The organism is Sulfuriroseicoccus oceanibius, from assembly GCF_010681825.2.
Lineage (GTDB): Bacteria > Verrucomicrobiota > Verrucomicrobiia > Verrucomicrobiales > SLCJ01 > Sulfuriroseicoccus > Sulfuriroseicoccus oceanibius.
On the sequence record NZ_CP066776.1, the window covers coordinates 3,311,056 to 3,331,867 of the forward strand.

The following is a 20,812-nucleotide window of genomic DNA, read 5'->3' on the forward strand; positions in this document are numbered from 1 at the left end:
AGCCACGATATTGAAACCCCTTACGTTAGGTCACCCGATTCACGGCGGCAACCTCCACCAATCGCTAGAGCTCGGGCAACTTGAGATTGCTCATATGGAACTTCGCTCCCTTGCGACTAAACTTTGGGTTCGCCTTATAAAACAACAGGCAGGTGTAGTTGTCCTTCGGTGGCTTCACCCTCCTCTTTCGTATGAACGGCGAAGCCAACTTCTTGTTTCTATCAACGGCCGCCGCCGTCACCTCAACGCCCTGCGTTCCGAAAACAAGAGAACCATAAGGTCTCAGCAAAGTCTTTTTGTCGTTCACCTGCACCGCGATCCGCATGTCTCCTGCCGTATTGATCAAAACCACTCCCTGGTGCCCACGCTTGGAGGGGAGCTCATATGGCTGAGCCGTAAATGAGCTCCATTGGGACTTCGAGTCCCCGGTTGGAACCAGAGAAACCAGATAGGCGGACTTGCCTCCGGAGACCTTGATTTCCCCTACCTTCACCGGGTCGCCCGATTCTCCCCCCGCGCCATAGACCTCCAACACCTCGCCCTTGAACGCGACCATCTTGAAAGGAAGAACGGTATTCCGCCCGACTGGCAACTCCTCGAACTTCCCCTCCCCGATCTTCACTTTGATTCGCCGTGGCGCGACCTCATCTTCCGATTTCTCTTTTACAACCACCGTTCCGTCCTGAGCGACAAACTCGGCCAGCTCACTGGGCTCAACCGCACAGAACGTAACAGCAATACGCTGCTTTCCGGTTACATTGCTGTCGGCTGCCCGGCCGGCTCCAAGCAAAACAAAAAACAAACAGGTGACCGCCAAAATCTGCTTCATCATCACTTCTACTTAATTCTTGGGGAGACTCTCAACTTCCGCAGGTGACAGCCACCGTAACGACAAGATCTGGAACTTGCGACCTCTGTCTCTCTCCGTGCCAAGTCCGATCGGGTTGAGGTACGCCTGATCAGGATCCGGCTCCAGCGGAGTCGCACTGCGTGCGACCACCGCCTCGCAATACGCCTTGGCCACGACCGCTCCCGAAGCATCCCGCTTATCGCCATAGACCAAGATCTTGAACGTATCAGAGCGCGCCCGAAGAAACGGCCCAATCGACTGCAGCACATCCGCCTGCGTCAGATAGCCGGGCGCCTGCGCAGCAAGCGACAGTGAACGCTCTCCATCGTCCGCCTCAGCCACCGCAGCCGACGTCTCGACCTCCTGCTCCACAACCTGACTTCCGTACACGCCACCGCCCCAACCCGGAAGGTTCCCCACACGGAAATCATCAAGATCTGCCGGGTAAGTCGTGGCCTCCAACTGATCCTTCAAGCTTCCCGACGGCGGAGGCAGATCCAGTTGTTCGTTCAACTCGGCACGCAGGATTGCAGCCTGAATCACGCCCATTTGATGGTCCAGCCGAGGTTGCATTCGCAAGCCCTCCGCATCGCTTTCGCTAATCAGCCTCCGGTTTACAAAGTCCGACACACTGATGAACGGACCCCGCGCTTTGACCTCGACCACAATCGCCGCGGCAAGGCGTACAATTTCTTCGTCCGTCAGTGCTCGGAATGCATTCCACGTTTCCCCGTCGTAAGCGGATGTGGAGCCCCCGTCGGCACGACCACGGTTGAGCGGGTTGAGAAACCGGGGGAACGCCGTCTTATCGGCATACGACGAGACCTTGCCATCATTCACAGTTTGCACCGAAGCCCCCCTGGCAGTGCGCAGAAGGGCAATCCAACTGGAGAGACTAGTTGAGTTCACATTAAAGCCGCCCTCCAGATACAGGTTTCGTGCAGCCAAATGATAATCAGTGATCACAGCACGCTCCGCGCCCCCCGCCTGCGACTTATCCACCCGGATCTTCACATTCGGAAATGATTCACCGGATAACCAGCTTTCCCCTGGTCCGGACCACTTCATCCCCGGGAGGTCCGTGCCCACGGAAGGAAAAAAGAACCGGTCCCACAACTCATGGTTAAGCTCAAAACTATAGTCCAATAAGAGATTGTTCGACTTGGCCGCTCCCAATTGAGCGATGTGTTCATTCAATGCATAGGTCCCGTTCAGAGACGGAAACATCCTCTCCCAACTCCGCCATTCATCCCGTAAGGCATCGGACGAGCCATCGGTGGACTCCAAGTAGGAAGGGATAATACTATTGCCAATCGCATAACTTGGCTGCCACACCCGCGCACCAATTTGCATATGCTGAAACCCGGCGAAAGACAGCGGAGGAATCTCGTTAGACGGCAGATCAAAGAGCGGAAACTGCAGATCTCCCGAAATATCAATGCTTCTACAAAACGGCGAAACCCGCCCATCTGAGTCCGGTAGATAATCGGAGTCGTTCCAGTCCGTCCATTGCCGCGCGGTTGCCAGAGGGCCGTAGGTGTAATGATGACCACTCCATCCCGGAACCGGTTTGTTTAAAAAGGCCATTCCGAACAGATTGCAGCCTGGCCACGGGTGGATGTGGGGCGCTCGCAAGTTGTGGTGCGCGATCAATGCTGCGTACCACGGTTCATTGGCCGCACCGTGATACAGATTGGAGGCGCTCTCGGCAAAATGCTTCAAACGATAGCCATACGCCGAGATATTGTCGGGCGGGAGGTTACGACTTCGCACATCGGTGAGACGATACAACTCCGCATTACTTCGCGTGGCAGTCCAGCGGCAGTTATTGCCGCGGGAGTACTGATCAAGAAACACCCGCTGGATAGGAGCACCGGTGGGCGTGACACCGCCATTCCGGTTGTAACGAAGTCTACCAGCCTCCCCTGCCCGGAATAGATAGACCGACCGCGTGGGTCCCGGCGACCAATGACCGTTGATCGCCTCTCCATTAAAGTTGGAAGCGGCGTGCCAATGAATGTTGTACCGAGCCCTGACATTGTCGGGCAGGCTTACATTGCTAAATCGGGCGATCTGACGCGCAAAGCAATTCTGGGCGTAGTCACTGGGATCGCTCGCCCGAACCAACCGGTTACCGCTGATCGACGATGTCGGTGCCTGATAAGCCGCGGCGAAACCTTCTCCGGCAATAAAAGTCACGGCCTCCCCGGGCTGCAATGCCACACTCTCAGTCGCGAACACATAATGCCCTTGCATGTTGTTCCTGCGCTGGCGGTCATCCACCACTCGGTTCGGCTGAAAATACTGGCCGGGGGTGAAGCGATACTCATTCCCAGTTCGGTAGTCGAAATGAACGACATACGAGTCCTGCTCCACCACGACATTGTAGGGGTTCCATATGGTCACCCGCGGGTAGCAAAGCTCTTTGAACGACCTCCCATCCAACACGTGGCGCAAATAGAACGTGGCCTCAACCAACACGGGCTGCACCGCGTGCCTCGCGTTCTCGTTCAGATTGGCATACCCCTCATGAAGCAAGGTTCCATCGCCCTGTTGTAGAGCACCAATACTACGCACGCCAATCTTCCGGTCCGCCGACTCAAGCCCGCCATCGACCAAGTCCTTGAGCGAATACCAATCCCGGAACAACCCAAACCTCGGCGACACCACATTGCGGCTACTCCCCGATATCACCGCCTCATCATCAGAAATTCCCGCTACCTGCCGGCCACCACCCAATGCCGGCACAGCCCCTCCCGACTCCAAATACGCCTGAAAGTTTTTCTGAAGCCCGCCCCTCCCAGTATCCGTAAAGAGCGAGCGAGAATAGACGGTAAAATCGTCCGGGTGCTGGTCGATAATTTCCTCCCATCCATCGGCACTCGCATGCAGCGATGCGGATGACAGCGTGATGAACTTGTTCACTTCATCGAGCGCTTTGTCGTAGTCCGGCAACAAGGGGTAATCCAATGCAAGTGCTGGATCGACAGCTTGCTGCGTCACGTTATATCCGCCCGCGCCCCGCAATCTCAGAAAGTCCCCGACCTTCTCATCCAAGCCATTGGCATCGATCCCAATGTGAGCCTTCTGGTTCTCATCGCCCACATGGTAGGCAATCGCCCCAATACGGTCTGACATGTCAAACTGCACCACTGGCACTGCGAGCCCGTCTTTCCTCAAGACCACGGTCTCCGTTCCAGAGGCGATCCCGATCACAGGATCCGGCTCCACTCCGCTGACTAACCACCGCTCGACCACCGCTGGCGCTGTCCACTCTTCGTACTTCCGTGCCCGCCGATCCAAATAACTGCCGGACGCCGACCGCTCAATGATCACTTCATCATCCAAACGATCCGTTCTCACCACTCCAACCCAAGAGCCTTCTTTGACAGATTCCGTATCGTCGTAAAGCTCCGCGGTTACGCTCGTTCTCTGATCCGGCCCCGCATACTGCTGCAAATCGCCCAACGCGATCATCAGAGCCATCTTCGCGTTTGCCCGCGCCTCGGCCTGATCCCGGGACTGCGTTGACGTTCCCTGATCAGTAGCAGCGAGACTCAAAAGCCCCACCAGCAAAACGATCAGCAACGACATCAATGCGAGCACCGTCACTAACGCGATGCCCTGCGTTGACCGTCTAATCCTGGGGAAATCAGCTATCATCAGAGAGGCGGGAGTTCTGCAAACACCTAACGGCAAGAGACTTGCAGCAGGTACGCACAAACACACACCTCGGGTAACCAAAATCTTACTCTCTCTTTACCCAAAGCCCCCTCTCGATTGAAACTCCGCTTGGATCAGAGAGTTGCTTCCTGTGAAGGCTGGAAATCCACCAAGGCCTTAACCCCCATCTTTCCTGTCTCCTCAGGATAAAAAAACAGAAACATACGTTTTGCCTGACGGTTCTTTAACATTGACGAGTAGACCAACTTGGGATTTCCATCCTCCCCTTTTGCAGCAACTCGCAACCAAACATTCTGCCCATCTTCCACAGCGCCTTTGAAACGCTTGGCCCCGCCCGGTCGCAACAACTGCTGCTTATCGTCGAGTTTGGCAATCAGAGGAACCTTGCTCAAGTTCACCATTTGGTAACCCCCATACGGAAACGCATCCGGCGCAAGATCGAACACCCGGCACCCTGGGCTGCCTTTCTCTGAAGGAAATAGCAACACCAATGGCTGTTTCACATCACCCGGCACACGAATGTCCATCATCTTGATAAACTCGATCGTCCCGTCCTCGGCCTCCCGTTGAGTGAAAAGCGCCAACCCTGCCTTGCGGGAAAACGGCAACACCGGAGAATATCCCATATCGAGCAACTCTAGTTTGAAGAAGTCATCAGGCGACGTCCCCTTCCCTCTGCCGTTGCGGATGAAGAGCTCTTGCCCTTGCCAATTCCCCCACACTGAGAAACGCACGCCTGGGCCTTTCGCCACGACCTCTCCGCCCACCGCCGCGTCTACCGACTGCGCGCCTGCATCAACGCCTCCCAGTGATGCGGCGATCATCGCCACAATCACACACTGAATCATTCTGAATCTCTTCATCATCTCAAATCTAGTTAACTAAACCTCATCTCGCATCTCCCGGTTAAACTTCATCCGGAGTCAACCACCTGAAGGAAATGACTTTGTAACGACGACCAAACTTACGATTAAGTTCCGGGAAGGCGGAATTCTCTCGCCACGGGCGCACAACCACATCCCCCTTGGGCGAATTGCTATTATAGCTAGGATCCATTTCGGTCGGCTGTTCATCCGTCGGCTCAATCCAATTCGGAGAGCGCTGAACAACTGCCTCACACCATGCTTGGGAATTGACCGAGCCGTCAGGGTTTCGCTTCTCGCCATAAGCGCGAATCACAAAGGTATCCGAGCGTGCCCGCAGGGTGCTCCCCAAAGAACTCAAGATATCACCCTGCATCAAATAGCCAGGCGCACCCACATAGGTACTGAAGTCGCGGGTCTCCCCCGCCACGGAGAAACGTCTGTGGCTCATCGAGCGATGCGTAACCGGGTTCGAGACTTCCGGCCGGGAGTTCAACCCAGCCTTCTCGATCGCCGCCTGAAGGGCGCCCAGAACTCCGACATCAGTGCCCAGTGAGCCTTTTGTGCTATCCAGTCGACGATTTACAAAGTCGCTCATCCCCATAAACGGCCCCCGCTCCTTCACCTGCTCGACCATCGCTTCTGCAAGCGCGTCAATCTGCGCGTCGTTCAAACTATGATACCCGCCTGCCCAAGGATCATTGGGTTTGGCAGTAGGCAGCGAAAATCGACTGAATACATTCTCCCCGTCCAACTCTCTCACATTTCCGCCATCTACATACTTGAGTTCCGCATCGCGCAAAGAAGAAAAAACCGCACGCCAAGCATCCTTGGAGGTGGAGTTCACATTAAATCCCCCCTTGATCGCCAGGAAGCGACCTATCTGATCGTAGCGTTTGAGCTTCGCTTCCGTCAGATCCTCGTCCGCAAGCCCAGACATCACGATACGTGAGTTGTAAAACGGATGCGCATCGCTATCCCTCTCGATCATTGCAGTCACCGCCTCGTCATGGGTCGCATACGGCTGCTTGGCTCCATTCAAAGCGAGCTCGCTATCCCCCCAGTTCACACCGGAAAAGAAATAACGATCCCACAGCATCTCATTAGACGCCCACGCTAAGTCCCCTAGGCTCTGCATCGCCTTCTCCACAGGAAATACTCCCCGCCCGGAGCTGCGATTCTTGCGCCCGAGAATCGCAGTCGTATCAGAAATCCCAGGATGTGCGAACGAGTTACCAATCTGCAGAGAACCTCCCGATCCCATCACCCCCGTGTCGACATGCTGAAACTGGGCCAACGACGTCATCGGCAACCGGGGAACCTCATAAAGAACCACTCGATCGCTTCCGTCCTGAGCCGTATACCCCTCGCCCCAAAAGCCATTGCCTTGTGGGTTACCCACGATCTCCAGTTCGGACAAGTCGTTGATGCGGTCCAATGTCGCGGTCCACATTGGACCAACCCGGCCGGTGCCATCGTATTCCCGGGTATCAAAGGCCTTGCCCCGAGGATTGAGCCAAAACGCTGGGGTATCCTCCAGCGCACCTTTCATCTTCAAATCCAACACTGCAACATAGGCTGCCGAAGCCTGGCGAGTCGTAGGAATCTGACTCGTGTTCACCTCACGCTCGGCAAATAGAAACTGTCCGCCCAAGTCGGGGCAACTCACCATGTTGACTTTGCTCAACGCTGGATCGTCCATGATGTCGTTATCACCGTAGAGTTGTTTGGGCGGCAAATCCGTCATCAAATCACGCCCGCGACCCGAGTGATCCTTCGCGTAAAAAAGAGAATTCACAAACATCGTCGCCTCGGTACCGTTCTTGCCACGAAGACGCACCTTCACTGTAGTTCCCTCACGCGGGTAAAGGTGGAGGTGGTTCCAATACAAACCGGATCCTTCGCTGTAGGAAAACTGGCCTTGGACACCTGTCGGGTTCTCCCAGTTAATCGCACCTCCACTTACGACCTTCGCGGGGCTAACAACCTTCACTTCGCCTGGCTGCAACACCCACGCATCCTGCCCTGCCGGTGGCGCCAACCGCACGGCAAACGCACCTTGTCCATAGAGGTTGGGACTGAATGGCTGCCCTTTGGTGACCCGCACCTTGCGCCCGGATGAACGATCAACGTACTCAAACTCCGCATCCAGTGGACTGAATTTCGCGGAATAGATTCCAACCGATTGAAACGAGATCGGCACGTTGTATGGGTTCACCACTGTAAAATACGGGTCAAACGATAAGGCCAGCTTCCAGTTCGGCGACTCATGCTTGACTAATCCAATCGCGATCGCGATACGCGTCACAATCGGCGTTAGCTGGGGCGACTGCTCAACCCGCATTCCACCGGGCCCTGCCTCGTTGAACCCGCCTCGGGCACGCAACAGGTCCTTAGTCATCGCCCAATACCCTCGAAATCCCTTACCATAAAATGCGGACGGCCCGCCACGGTAACCATAACGCCCGATCGGATTACCGAACGCATTCGAGTAGGTATGAGGCAATGAACCACGCGCCGCGAAACTGTCCGCCTCGGGCGCTCTGTAGGCACGTTTCCATGAGGTCGAAGCATCCCACTCTTTTTTATAAAAGCGATAGTGGTTACGCATCAAATCCCAGGAGGGACCTCGCAAGAGTCCACTTGCTCTATCGCCCTCACGAATCTCCGCCACATAGCCAAGGTTCGGAGCCTTCCCCTCCCCGTAAAACTTAGCATCGTTGTAATCCCCAGAAAGCCGGCTGTAAAAGTTAGTCACGTTGCGCTCGTTGCTGCCATGAAACTCCTCCAGGCGATTAAACTCGTCTAAACTCAACTCAAACGCAGTGGATAGATCGCGAGCGTCCCCTCCATTGCGCACATCGGTCAGCAGCGACAAATTCATCGGAGCAATGTCGTGAAACGTCTCCTTGGAGAGTCCCTCTCCGTGCAGCAGGTCTGCCATCTTGGCCGACACCGACGCCTTGGATAGCATCTCATCCGAATTTTCCCCGTAGGTGGCCAACCCTGGATGCACATCCTCCAGCGCCCCCAGTCCAAACCGATCAACCGAAATCACCCCACCCAACGCGTCCCAGTCGGCAACCTCACTGGAGCGCGCCACACCAAAGCTAGCCTTGGTTCCTTGGTCACCAATCCAAAAGCCATACGCAAATTCATCCACATTGGAGACCACCTTCTCCACCCTCACTTCATCACCTGGGGTGACCGACCCGCGGCCTACCACCTCAACCAGCTCAGAATCACCGGTAAATCCGGACCGCACAGCCTCCAATCCGAAAGCCCGCGCCAGATTACCAGAAACCAACCAACGCTCAAAAAACTTATTGTCGTTCGGGTCAGTAGGATCCCATTGCTCGGTCGACCAAACGCCCGCCCAATGCATCTTTTCGTCGGCCACTCCATCCACGATCGACGCGGTCGCAGTCACTCGCTGATCCCAACCCGAGGCCTCTTGCAACTCACCCAGCGCCATCATCAACGCCATCTTCGCATTGGCACGCGCCTCGGACTGATTCTTCGACTGACTCGCCGCTGACTGGTCACTGGTCGCCAGACTAAACAGACCTAGCAGCAACACAATCAACAGCGACATCAACGCCAGCACCGTCACCAGGGCAAGCCCCCGCTTTCTTTGAGAGTTCAATGTAGGCTTCATCATCAGCAAGAATTGGGATCGAAATCAGCAAACCCCAAATAGGGTCAGCCCGAAAACCTAAGTACCCGTATTTACAATGTAAATACGAAAGGTTCCTTTCTGCGCCCTTTTTTGTAGGCGCTCGAGAAGCGGTCGGATCACGCGCCATATTGCCCCCGCTAAGCACCTCCCTACTCCCAGATCTACCCCACTCCCAAATGTCAGAATCTCGAAAACCCTTACAGAGAAAACACACTGCACCCGTGCCCCACAAAAAAGGACACCATCCCGCCTACGGGGAAGGTGTCCGGCAGAGCACGCCGCTCAGTCCTTAAACATTCGAGCCGTGCCAGCGCAACTTGAGGCGCAGGGTCTCGTAGAACGATCGATCACTCCGCATCACCAGCGGCAGCGGGTTCTCCGCCAGCCGCACCTCGAGCACATCGGCGTTGGTGATCGGAATTCGCGCATGCCCATCCACGGCGAGCACCAGTGTATCACCGTCCTCGCCGCCTTTTCCGCACAGATTGATTGTCTCGTCGTCCCCCACCACCACGGCGCGGTTGCTCAGTGCGTGCGGGCAAATCGGAGTGATCACGATCACCTCGGAGCGAGGCGAAACCACCGGACCTCCAGCCGACATCGAATACGCGGTCGATCCGGTCGGTGTGGCGACAATCAAACCATCGGCGTGGTAGCGGTTGAGTACGTCTCCGCGAACACTTGCCTCGACGCTGATCATTCGCGCGACGTTCTCGTGCTTCAACGTGACCTCATTGAGTGCCTGAAAATGGGCTTTCTCCACACCATCGCGGCGCACCACGCCGTCGAGCAACCGACGTTCACTGATCGCGTAATCGCCAGCCACCAAAGCCTCCGCAGTTTCCTCAGGATCATCACCAGTGGAAAAGGTAAGGAATCCGAGAGTCCCCACATTCACACCAATCACCGGCTTTAGATCGGGCAACATCCGATGCACACTGTGAAGCATCGTGCCATCGCCGCCGAGCACGACCACCATGTCGGCAGCAGCGACCATTTCACGGAACGGAACCACCCGACCACCGGAAAAGTGTGCACCTGCATCTTCATCCAGCACGACGGAGACACCTCGCTCTTCCAGAGCCGGCACAAAGCGCTTCAAGAACCCGGAGGCACCATTCTTCCCACGGTTTGCCGTAATGCCTATACAATCCATGCGAGATACTCCTGGTTGCCGTCGGTTCCTGTGATCGGCGATTCCACAACGCCCTTCCACTCACGCCCCTGATCAGAAACAAAGCGGCGGATCTTGTCGACCGCTTTCGCACGCAATGCTTCATCACGCACGATGCCCCCTTTGCCGATTTCATCCCGATCGAGCTCAAACTGAGGCTTGATAAGGCAAACCACCGCCCCGCCATCGCCGAGCACTGAAAAAACCGCAGGCAGCACTTTCGTCAGCGAAATGAACGACAAATCCATCACCGCCAGATCGACAGGCTCCCCAACGTCCTCTGGAGTCAAATAACGCGCATTGAACTTCTCACGCGCTACCACCCGCTCGTCCTGGCGAATCCGATAGACCAACTGATTGGTCCCAACATCAAAGCAATACACCTTGGCCGCCCCGGATTGCAGCAAACAATCAGTAAACCCACCGGTCGATGCTCCAATGTCCGCACATACCAGCCCCGACGGATCGACCCCAAACTCCTTCAGCGCCCCCTCGAGCTTCAACCCGCCACGACTAACGTATTTGGGCTTTTCCTTTACCTCCACCCGGTCGCTCTCTCCAACCTTGCGCGCCGCTTTATCTACCAACTGGTCATTCACTCTCACCTCACCGGCAAGGATCAATCGCCGCGCCTGTTCACGCGAGTCACACAACCCACGGTTCACCAGGGAAACATCCAGTCGCTCTGCCTTTGCTGCCATAATCTCAATCTGAATGAGGAATCACCGGAGCGCAATCGCCTCACTCATCCTCGAAAGTTAACTCACCCGGTCCCTTGAGACGAACCCGGAAGGGTGGATCGTCATCGGTTTGTCCACCAACCTGAACCGGTCGCACCACGGTAGCGCGCCGCACTTCAGGTTCCTTCTCCGGAGCCTTCTCGGGCTCCTGCACAATCGACTGAACCGAGGAATACGGATCCAAGCCGGTCAGAACAGGCGCGAGCGGAATCACCGAACGGGAAGTCACCGTGGGAGCAGCAGCCTCGCCCGGCTGAAGTTGCAAATTGTCCGGCTGCAGATCCGGATCGCGCTCGTGCACGTCACACAGACCTCCCGGGTCGGTACCCTCACGCACATACTCAAAGTACGTCGTGCGCACCAACCGCGAATCCGTGCCTTCCAGCATCCCTACATCTTCGTAGCAATAGTCCGTCGCACGCTTTCCGGAAGTCCTGCAGATCTCCACCCGCATCGCCTCGGCCGGAGGGAAGATCGGAGTCGGCGGATAACTCTCCACCGAGGCATTCATCACATCCACCCACACCGGCAGAATGGTATCACTGCTGAACGCCCCCTCATAGATCGACTGCGGACGGTTCAAGCCCGCCCAGACGCCGCACGTAATGCGCGAGTTGTACCCGATGAACCAGTTGTCCGTGAAGCCATACGCAGTCGAGGTCTGCCCCCCGGCATCCATTTCCTTCAAGCCATAACGAGTCGTCGCCTTTGCCGCGGTCCCCTGGCTCAGCGACTCCTTCAAACAAGAATGCAGCTGGAACGCAGTCACAGGATCTGTCACCTCAACCGAGGTGTCCTCATCAAAGCGGCGGTAGATCTCCTCGCCATTGCGGTCGAGCACCCGTGTCACCAGATGCAACTGATTCGGCCCCTTGCCACCATGCGCCATGAACGAATAAGCGCGGCAGTACTCAGCCAACGTCGTCTCCGTCTGCCCGACGAAAGTCGACGGGAAATTCTCCATCTCCTTCGGCACATCCACGCCGGCACGTCGCGCGAAATCGACCACGTTCTTCAACCCGACCTCTTCTCCGATGCGCACCGATGCGGCGATCTTGGAGTTCACCAGCGCCCGGCGCGCAGGAATCTTCTCCTCATAGAAAACCTCTTCAGACTCCGCCCCCCACTCTCCAAGAATCCCCACCACGTCACCGACCATCACCCGTTTGTTATCAATAGGCTCATCATCCACTTCGGTCCCTGGGAACATTCCACGCTCGAACGCCGCACCATAGATGAATGGCAAAAAGCCGGTTCCCGCACGACGGCGCGCCCACAACGCGATGTTGAACTTATTGTCCGCATAGTTGCGGCCGCCCACCATTGCCAGAATCCCACCGCTCTGGTTGTCGATCACCAACGTAGCTCCCTGCAGGTACTCACGCTCCACCTCACCGCCCGTGAGCTGGGCCCGGTTTTCTGCAGCCTGGTACTGGGCAAAGGTTTGATGCGGATAGCCACGACGGGCCTCCACTTCGGCCAACCGCTTGATCAAACTTTGCTCCGCGACCTCCTGCAACTTGGTGTCCAGCGTGGTGTAAATCTTGAAACCGCCAGTCGCCAACTGCTCAGGCGTCAGCACCGACTCCAACTGCTTGCGCACCTCGATGTACGGATACGGGTGGCTGGTGTTCGCAAGTTCTGGGTTCAGCGTCAGTGGCTTTTCCTGCAGTGCCTTCGCCTCATCCTCGGAAATCATCCCCTCCACAGCCATGCGACGCAGCACGTTGTTGCGGGTTCCGATCGCTCCCTCTGGGTTGCGCAACGGCGACAAGCGGTTGGGAGCCTTGACCAAACCGCACAGCAACGCAGCCTCGTCGATTGTCAGGTCCGCGGGTTCTTTGCTGAAGTAACGCCGCGACGCCGCCCGGATCCCGTAGGCCCGTGGTCCGAAGTAGACGCGGTTGAAATACAGCTCAAGAATCTCCGACTTGGTGAATTCGTCTTCGATCCGGCTCGCCAAGAACGCTTCCACCAACTTCCGCTCGATCGACCGCTCCCGCAGATCAAAGGCATTGCGCGCCAACTGCTGGGTAATTGTACTGGCCCCCTGCGTCGTGGCACCTGCTTTGAAGTTCAGTATCGCAGCGCGGGCGATCCCCATGAAATCCACTCCCCGGTGCTCGTAAAAACGCGAATCCTCGGCCGCCACCAGTGCCTGCACCAAATGGTATGGCAGATCGTCAATCTCGATGTGCTCACGGTTCTCGTCGGCGAAAATCAACCCCACCTCAACCCCGCGCCGATCGTAGATCACACTCGCCAGATCAACATTATCAATCTCGTCCAGATCGAACTCCTGCGCCCGATCATAGTATGGCTTGAGGAAAATCAACGTCCCAAGCGCACCCAGCACCCCCAGCAAAATCAACGCACCCACCAACCGCTTGAACCACACCCGCTTGTAAATCGGAACGTGGAACAGTGAGAGCTGGCTCTTGTCGCGCTTGCGGGGCATGAATTCTCGGGTAGGTAATAATCAGATCACTCGCACCGCCAAACTATCATCAGCGGTGCGCCACCGAATTGTTCACTGTTCCTGAAGGAAAGCAACCCAACGATGCCTCACATCCAGCAGATTCTGACCGAGATCCGGCGGAAGATCGAATCCTCGGATTCCCAATCGATTCCGTTCAGCCTGTTCATGGAGACGGCACTCTATGGCTCCGATGCTGCCTACTACCGACAACCCGACCGCAAGGTTGGCCGGGAAGGCGACTTCTTCACCAGTGTCAGTGTCGGTCGCTGCTTCGGGATCGTGCTTGCAGAATGGATCGCCACCCAATGGCAACAACTCGCATCCCCCTCACCCTGCCGACTAATCGAACAAGGCGCCCACAACGGCCAACTGATGGCAGACATCCTCGATCACCTGCAGTCAGCCCACCCGGAATGCTACGCAGCCCTCAGCCCGACGATCATCGAACCATTCGCCACCGCCCGCTCGCGCCAGCAACAATTCCTCGGTGCCACGGGACACTCTATCGACTGGGCCGACGACTGGCAGGACCTCGCACCCGCGCCCGGCATCATCGTCTGCAACGAACTACTCGACGCCTTCCCATTCGAGCGCATTCGCTGGTCCTCTGAGCTGACCGCCTGGCAGCAACTCCACGTCACCATCACCCCGGAAGGCGAGCCGCCATTCAGCGAAAACTTCGTGCCAATCGAACCAGGCACCCCGCTCGCGAGGGAAATCGAAGCCACTCCAGACCTCGCTGAGCCCAACCTACCTGACGGCTACGTCACCGAAGTCCTCACCACCGCCAGCAACTGGCTCCGCTCGGCCTCGTCAACACTCACACAGGGCACGTTGCTGCTCATCGATTACGGATTCGCCGACACCGATTACTACCACCCCGAACGCACCGCCGGCACGTTGCGCACCTATTTCCAACACAACGCGCTCGACGATCCGCTCCAACACATCGGGGACTCCGACATCACCGCCCACGTCAATTTCTCCTCACTCAGCCGCCACGCCTCAGCAATTGGGCTCAATCCCAAGCCGTTGCTAGACCAAGGCCCGTTCATCGTCGCAGCCGCGAAGAATTGGTTGCTAGCCACTGAATCCAGCGGAGATTCCACATCACCCGCATTTCTTAAACTCCTCAGACAGTTCAACTCGCTTACCCATCCCGCATCCATGGGTAGCCAGTTCAAAGTCTTGGTAATCGAGAAATCGCCAACTGACTCTCATTCGTAATCTTTCACATCCGCGGGCCATTTCAGCCCGCTCCCGTGCCCATGAGCGCGACACCCCCAGAGCTTATCCGTCAATCCAATGCGGTCTTCGTCACAGGACCCACCGCATCGGGAAAGAGTGCCCAGGCCGTCGAGGTCGCAAAAGTCATCGACGGTGAGATCATTAATGCCGACCCATACCAGTCGTATGCCGGCATGCCCATCCTGACCGCGCAACCCGAGCCGGAACTCACATCCCAGGTTCCACACCACCTTTACAGCGTCACTCCTCTGGCCCAGGACCTCACCGCCGCCGACTTCGCCACTCAAGTGGCACGCACCGCAACCGAGATCCACCAACGAGGCAAACGCCCGGTCATCGTCTCCGGCAGCGGACTCTACATCAAAGCGCTCACCCACGGCCTCGACACCACACTCCCCGCCGCAGACCCGAAAATGCGCGCCGCCCTGGAGGCCACTCCATTGAGCACTCTCGTCGACCAACTGCGCGAGCTCGACCCCGCAAGCGCCGTAACCATCGACCTGCAAAACCCGCGCCGCGTCATCCGCACACTTGAGATCTGCCTCCTCACCGGAAAACGCGCCAGCGAACTCCGCAAGGGCTGGGACCCCGAATCCGTCAGCTGGGTCAATGGCGTCTTCATCGATGTCGACCGCGTCGCCCTAGCCGAACGCATCCAAGCCCGCACCGAAGCCATGTTCGCCCACGGACTCATCGACGAAGTCCGCAAGCTCGACAACTGCATCATCTCCACCACCGCGGAAAACACATTGGGACTCTCGATTGTACGTGAAGTCATTGCCGACCGCATGAGCATCGAGTACGCGATCGAACAAATCGTCACCCTCACCCGCCGCTACTCGAAACGTCAGCGCACCTGGTTCCGCAAGGAGTCCGCCCTCACCCCCATCCCCGTCGACAACGACGAAGACGCCTCCCCCGCGGACCTCACCCAGCGCATCATCGCGAGCTTGGGGTAAGACTACACCAGAGCTTGATCGGACGCGGTTTAAGCGCCCCCGACAACCGGACAAAAAGAAACGCCCGCCGGTCAGAGTTGACCAACGGACGTCAATAATCAGCGGAGGCCTGAATAGCCCCTCTGTGATAAGGATTATTTGCGGCGGCGCAAAATCACCGCCAAACCACCAAGACCGAGCAGCGCAGCCGAGCTTGGCTCCGGAACCGCAGCGAAATTCGCATTCACTTCGTACGAGGTCGTCGTCTCAACACCTGGAGGAGGTGTTCTTTCCCCGTCGACCTGACTATCGATGACACTCGATGCGGTTACCGACAAGGTGTATTCCCCCGCATCAAGAGCAATCGACTCAGAGAACGATGATCCGGATGCATAGAAAATATCGCCACCGCCCGAATCCTTCAAAGCAAGCTCTGCAACACCCAACCACCATGTCCATGGATCAGGAGCACCTGGACCACTCGCATTCACAAAACCTGAGAGTTCCAGAACCCGCGACGACGACACATTGAATGTAATGGAGAACGTCGACTCCACCAGCATCTGGAAGGATGGATTCCCCACTTCCGATGGCTGCGTATAGCTCCCGGATGTTCCGCCGGAGAAGTTGAACCCAGTCGACGTAACACCAGTGGAATCAAGCGTCGCGGAACCGGATGCATAAGAGTTCGCCTCGGAAGCAAGAAGACCAGGAGTCACGATCACGCCGGAATCGGTAGCTTGGGTGGAATTATCAAATTGCCCCAGTTGCCCTGGATCACTGCTCTGGCTCATCACCATTACGCTTCCCTCAGTGGAGGAGTAGGTAACAGTTGCATGAGCAGAGCCCAAAGAAAGAGCCGACGCGAATGCCAGCACTGCGAGTTTGTTGTTTACCTTCATTGTTAACTAACGTTTCTATAACGAGCGCCCTCTATACCTCGCAACAAAGACACCGCAACCAAAAACTACAAATTCAGTCTAAAACTATCGAACGTCAGCTTTTTCACTTTCCACAGGCAGACACGCCCCTCTCACCATCCAACTAGGAACATAAACAACAAAGACACGTCATCTATAAGCCCGTCGGGTGATCAAGGAACAAATGCTCGGCACCGAATCGATTGGCGAGCCATTTTGCCAACGCCCTCACGCCGAAGGTCTCGGTCGCGTAATGCCCGGCGTAGATCAAATTCACGCCCAACTCCTCCGCCAGAGGGTACGACCAATGCGGCCCCTCACCCGTGATGAAGGTATCGACGCCAGCCGCGGCAATCGCAGCCACTTCGCTACCCGCCCCACCCGTAATCACCCCGACACGACCAACTGTTGAGTCCGCCCGTCCGGGGCAATGATGCACAGCCGCCCCGGTCGCGTCTCCCACCCGGGCAACCAATTCATCCAAACTGATCTCCATCGGTTGCTGCAGCCCGAGCTCGATCCCCTTCCACGGGAAGAATGGCTCAGGAGAGTCCATCCCGATCGCCTTGGCGAGACATTCGTTGTTCCCCAACATCGGATGCACATCGAGCGGAATGTGGCTGGAATAAATCGCCATCCCCGCGTCCATCGCCAGCTTGAGTTTCCGGAACATCGAGCCCGTTACTGGCTGCGCCCCCTGCCAGAACATACCGTGATGCACAAGCAAGAGATCACAGCCCGAAGCCACTGCCTTTTCGACCACCGGCAAGGAAGCATCCACCGCCGCACCAATCCTGGTCACCGTCCCCTTACCCTCGAGCTGCAGACCATTCATTGCCCCGGAATAATCCGGTACCTCAGCCACATTCAACTCGGCATCCATCATCGCCACCGCACGTTGCAATGCGGTCACTCCATCGTTGGAAGTCATCTGTTCTGACATACCAACCAAGCAACCACAGACCACACACCACGCACAGTGATTTTTTCCTCGGAAAAATCCACAGAGCAGGAATCGCTGCGCTCCGATTGCGACAGAGATACCGAAGTCGCGTCCGACCTTCCGACCTTCCGACCTTCCGACCTTCCGACCTTCCGACCTTCCGACCTTCCGACCTTCCGACCTTCCAGACTCCCCGAAGGGGAGACGCAAACCAGCCCAGGGTGAAGGGAGCCTCAGGCGACCTCACCCTGGGAGAAGGCGACCAATCCCAACCGGCCGAGCGTAAGACGCTGACGGAGCGCACAGGGAGCCCGATGGCCGCGCCCTGCACTCCGCCACGTCACGTCACTTACGATGCCTTCACATCCGCAGACACTGTATCAGCCAGCTTTGCCACGTTGATATAATCGATCAGCTCACGCCAACGACCGAAGCGATTACGATGAGGCCGGCAGATCAGCCGCGGCAGCTCCTCCAACCCCTTCTCTGTCTGCTCTGGGATCAGCGGCCCGCCCTTCTTAAACTCGCCACTCACCAACAAATCACTAAAGCGCTTGTTAATTTCGTCCACCGCATCGTCGTGCAACTCGTGATGCATACGAATCGACATGCGGTCGCGGCAGAACCGATACGAATGGAAGTTCGTGTAGAAACGCAGCACCTGATCCACGGCATCCTCCACACTGTCCGTCACGGTGAACAAACTCATATCTTCAGGAGAGATCAACTCACCTGCCAACAAGTGCTCTTTGATAAAGCGCTCAAAGCTCTTCCAATACGTACCGCCCGGTTCATCAAGCAATATGATTGGCTGGATCGCCGCCTTGCCGGTTTGGATCAATGTGAGAATCTCGAACCCTTCGTCCATCGTACCAAAGCCCCCAGGGAAGAGTACAAACGCATCCCCTTCTTTTACAAACGACAGCTTGCGCGTGAAGAAGTAGTTAAATGTAACCAACTTCTCATCGTCGCGGATTGTCTCGTTGGCGCTTTGCTCAAATGGCAGGTCGATGTTCAGCCCAAAACTGTGCTCGCGCCCTGCTCCGAGCTGGGCCCCGCCCATGATGCCATCGCCGGCACCGGTGATGGCCATCCACCCCTTGTCGCGCATCTTCGCAGCAAAGGTCACTGCCGAGCGGTACGACGGCAGGTGCGAATGCGTCCGTGCCGATCCATAGCAAACCACTTTACGGTGGTTACGGTAAGGCTTGAACATCTCATTGGCTTCGCGCATTTCCTTCATCGCGCGGTTGATCAACTTCATGTCGCCCTGGCCCGTATTATCCGCACCGATCTTGAGGGCCGTGATGATCATCTCACGCACGAGGCTGTTGCAGGAATCGTCGCACGACCACTCGGAAACAATTTCGTTCAATTGCGCATCAAGGCGCTTGTTTCCTGTCGAGCCGCGATACTCATCCGGCAACGCCAGGATTCCGCCACCGGTGAAATCACGGTCGTGAAGGGACTCATCAACCCCCGCGTTATCAGCGTCGTTGAGTTTGGATCCTCCGGTCTTCAAGGCATATGGTCGTCTGCTCATGGCGCTGAGCTTGCCCGATGATTCTCAACACGGTCAATCATTACCGATTCATCGCGCATATTCCTCGCACCGCCCCCAGTCCCCCCTTGACCCACCGCCAATGCTCCGGCACTAGTCCAGTGCTATGGAAATCACCGAGGACTTGCGCATCCGCAACATCGACCCGCTCATCTCACCAGTTCTGCTCGAAAAGCAGCTCCCGCTTGGTGATGCAGAAGCGGCCACCGTCAGCAACGCCCGCAAAGCTGCCGCCGACATCCTCCACGGTCGTGACGACCGCCTGCTCACCGTCGTAGGACCATGTTCGATCCACGACCCAGCCGCAGCGCTCGACTATGCCGCCCGCCTCAAAGAAGTGATTCCCCAGTATCAGGACGATTTGCTCATCATGATGCGCGTCTACTTTGAAAAGCCACGCACCACCGTCGGCTGGAAAGGATTGGTCAACGACCCCGACCTCAACGGATCCTTCGAAATCAACAAAGGCCTCAAGATCGGCCGCAAGCTCTTGCTCGACCTCGCCGCCATGGGCATCCCATCGGCCACCGAGTTCCTCGACACCATCACCCCTCAGTACATCGCCGACCTCGTCGCGTGGGGCGCCATCGGTGCTCGCACCACCGAAAGCCAGATCCACCGCCAACTTGCCTCGGGTCTTTCGATGCCGGTCGGGTTCAAGAACGGCACAGGCGGCAGCTGCCAAATCGCCGTCGACGCCATCCAGGCCGCCCAAGGCGCTCACCACTTCCTCGGTGCCACCAACCAAGGTCTGTGCGCCATCGTCGAAACCTCTGGCAACGAAGACTGCCACCTCATCCTGCGCGGCTCGTCCGCCGGCCCGAACTACGACGCCGCCTCGGTCGCCGATGCCGTCGAATTGCTCACCAAGACCGGTCTCGACCCTCAGTTGATGATCGACTGCTCGCACGGCAACAGCTTGAAAAAGCACGAAAACCAGCCGCGTGTCGCCGCTGAAGTCGGTGAGCAAATCGCAGCAGGCAACGAGGCCATCGCCGCGGTCATGATCGAGAGCAACCTCGTCGAAGGAAACCAAAAGCTCACCGACGACCCATCCCAGCTCACCTACGGCCAGAGCATCACCGATGCCTGCATCAACTGGGACACCACCCTCGAAGTCTTCGACACCCTGGCTCAATCCGTCCGCGCCCGCCGCGGATAAGGCAAAGGCTTGATGGCCACAAAAAGGCGCGAAAAGACACAAAAAAGAATTGGCCAAATAACCTTTACTCCCGATTCCCCAAAGATGCGTTCAGGACACTCTTCAGTCCTGAACGTATTTTTTTATGAATAGCTTTGGAGCACCGAAGTTGATCAACAGCCCATCTCGCGTCTTCGAGGACCTCAAGTAATCAAGGAGTTGAGCAACGTGCTCAGTTGTGATCGCCCGACAGGCCTTGAGTTCGATGATTAACCGACCATCAACGAGCAAATCAACGAAGTACTCCCCTAAAACAGCCCCGTCCTCATCGTAGACGGTCAACGGGTGTTGTTGAGCAACCGGGATGCCCTGTAACTTCAACCGATGAAACAAAGCGTTCTCATACACTTTCTCGAGGTGTCCGCTGCGATGGTACCTGTGGATGGAAAAGCTGGTTTCCCGAACAATATCGCATAGCTCGTTGATCGCTTTCATATCCCTCAGGCACCATAGCAACACGCACAAACACGTTAGAAAAGAACCACGCTTAGCTTTTTGTGTCTTTTCGTGCCTTTTTGTGGCGATCCCAAAT

At 56.8% G+C, this 20,812-nt stretch carries 14 protein-coding genes; 3 read left to right on the forward strand and 11 right to left on the reverse strand.

Going from position 1 to position 20,812, the window contains the following annotated elements:
* Positions 1-64: 64 nt before the first annotated feature.
* The 7 genes from G3M56_RS13425 to G3M56_RS13455 all read right to left on the reverse strand — a co-directional run bounded on the left by G3M56_RS13425 (position 65) and on the right by G3M56_RS13455 (position 13,448).
* Positions 65-832: a hypothetical protein gene (locus G3M56_RS13425; RefSeq protein ID WP_164364683.1), complete on the reverse strand. Its 768-nt coding sequence runs from the start codon at positions 830-832 to the stop codon at positions 65-67.
* A gap of 9 nt (positions 833-841) precedes the next feature.
* On the reverse strand, positions 842-4,462 hold the full coding sequence (locus G3M56_RS13430; protein WP_235203462.1) for a hypothetical protein: 3,621 nt from the start codon (positions 4,460-4,462) through the stop codon (positions 842-844).
* Between the two features lie 185 nt (positions 4,463-4,647).
* Positions 4,648-5,400 carry a hypothetical protein gene (locus G3M56_RS13435; protein WP_235203463.1) on the reverse strand — a complete coding sequence of 251 codons (753 nt, stop codon included), beginning with the start codon at positions 5,398-5,400 and terminating at the stop codon, positions 4,648-4,650.
* Between the two features lie 40 nt (positions 5,401-5,440).
* Positions 5,441-9,058: an FAD-binding oxidoreductase gene (locus G3M56_RS13440; protein WP_164364689.1), complete on the reverse strand. Its 3,618-nt coding sequence runs from the start codon at positions 9,056-9,058 to the stop codon at positions 5,441-5,443.
* 307 nt (positions 9,059-9,365) lie between these two features.
* Positions 9,366-10,232 (reverse strand): NAD(+)/NADH kinase, encoded by an 867-nt coding sequence (locus tag G3M56_RS13445; RefSeq protein WP_164364691.1) that lies wholly within the window; start codon positions 10,230-10,232, stop codon positions 9,366-9,368.
* The gene (locus tag G3M56_RS13450) at positions 10,220-10,951 is read right to left on the reverse strand and encodes a TlyA family RNA methyltransferase (protein WP_164364693.1); all 732 of its coding nucleotides are present in this window, start codon (positions 10,949-10,951) and stop codon (positions 10,220-10,222) included. The genes G3M56_RS13445 and G3M56_RS13450 overlap by 13 nt, the downstream gene beginning before the upstream one ends.
* Positions 10,952-10,991: 40 nt before the next feature.
* Positions 10,992-13,448, reverse strand: coding sequence for a transglycosylase domain-containing protein (locus G3M56_RS13455; RefSeq protein WP_164364695.1), 2,457 nt, complete (start codon positions 13,446-13,448; stop codon positions 10,992-10,994).
* Between the two features lie 102 nt (positions 13,449-13,550).
* Between G3M56_RS13455 and G3M56_RS13460 the strand changes: the two genes are divergently transcribed.
* A complete protein-coding gene (locus G3M56_RS13460; protein WP_164364697.1) occupies positions 13,551-14,696 on the forward strand; it encodes a class I SAM-dependent methyltransferase in 1,146 nt (381 codons plus the stop codon).
* 41 nt (positions 14,697-14,737) lie between these two features.
* Positions 14,738-15,676: a tRNA (adenosine(37)-N6)-dimethylallyltransferase MiaA gene (gene miaA / locus G3M56_RS13465; protein WP_164364699.1), complete on the forward strand. Its 939-nt coding sequence runs from the start codon at positions 14,738-14,740 to the stop codon at positions 15,674-15,676.
* A 134-nt stretch (positions 15,677-15,810) separates the two neighbouring features.
* Here miaA and G3M56_RS13470 read toward each other — a convergent pair whose 3' ends face one another.
* The 3 genes from G3M56_RS13470 to G3M56_RS13480 all read right to left on the reverse strand — a co-directional run bounded on the left by G3M56_RS13470 (position 15,811) and on the right by G3M56_RS13480 (position 19,061).
* The gene (locus G3M56_RS13470; RefSeq protein WP_164364701.1) at positions 15,811-16,557 is read right to left on the reverse strand and encodes a PEP-CTERM sorting domain-containing protein; all 747 of its coding nucleotides are present in this window, start codon (positions 16,555-16,557) and stop codon (positions 15,811-15,813) included.
* A 172-nt stretch (positions 16,558-16,729) separates the two neighbouring features.
* Entirely contained in the window at positions 16,730-17,506 is a 777-nt protein-coding gene (locus tag G3M56_RS13475; protein WP_235203464.1) for a Nif3-like dinuclear metal center hexameric protein, read from the reverse strand.
* Between the two features lie 361 nt (positions 17,507-17,867).
* The gene (locus G3M56_RS13480; protein WP_164364703.1) at positions 17,868-19,061 is read right to left on the reverse strand and encodes an LOG family protein; all 1,194 of its coding nucleotides are present in this window, start codon (positions 19,059-19,061) and stop codon (positions 17,868-17,870) included.
* Between the two features lie 124 nt (positions 19,062-19,185).
* Between G3M56_RS13480 and G3M56_RS13485 the strand changes: the two genes are divergently transcribed.
* A complete protein-coding gene (locus G3M56_RS13485) occupies positions 19,186-20,241 on the forward strand; it encodes a 3-deoxy-7-phosphoheptulonate synthase (protein ID WP_164364705.1) in 1,056 nt (351 codons plus the stop codon).
* A gap of 102 nt (positions 20,242-20,343) precedes the next feature.
* On the opposite strand, the gene G3M56_RS13490 is transcribed toward G3M56_RS13485, so the two are convergent.
* Positions 20,344-20,715 carry a GxxExxY protein gene (locus G3M56_RS13490; protein WP_164364707.1) on the reverse strand — a complete coding sequence of 124 codons (372 nt, stop codon included), beginning with the start codon at positions 20,713-20,715 and terminating at the stop codon, positions 20,344-20,346.
* Positions 20,716-20,812: the final 97 nt, after the last annotated feature.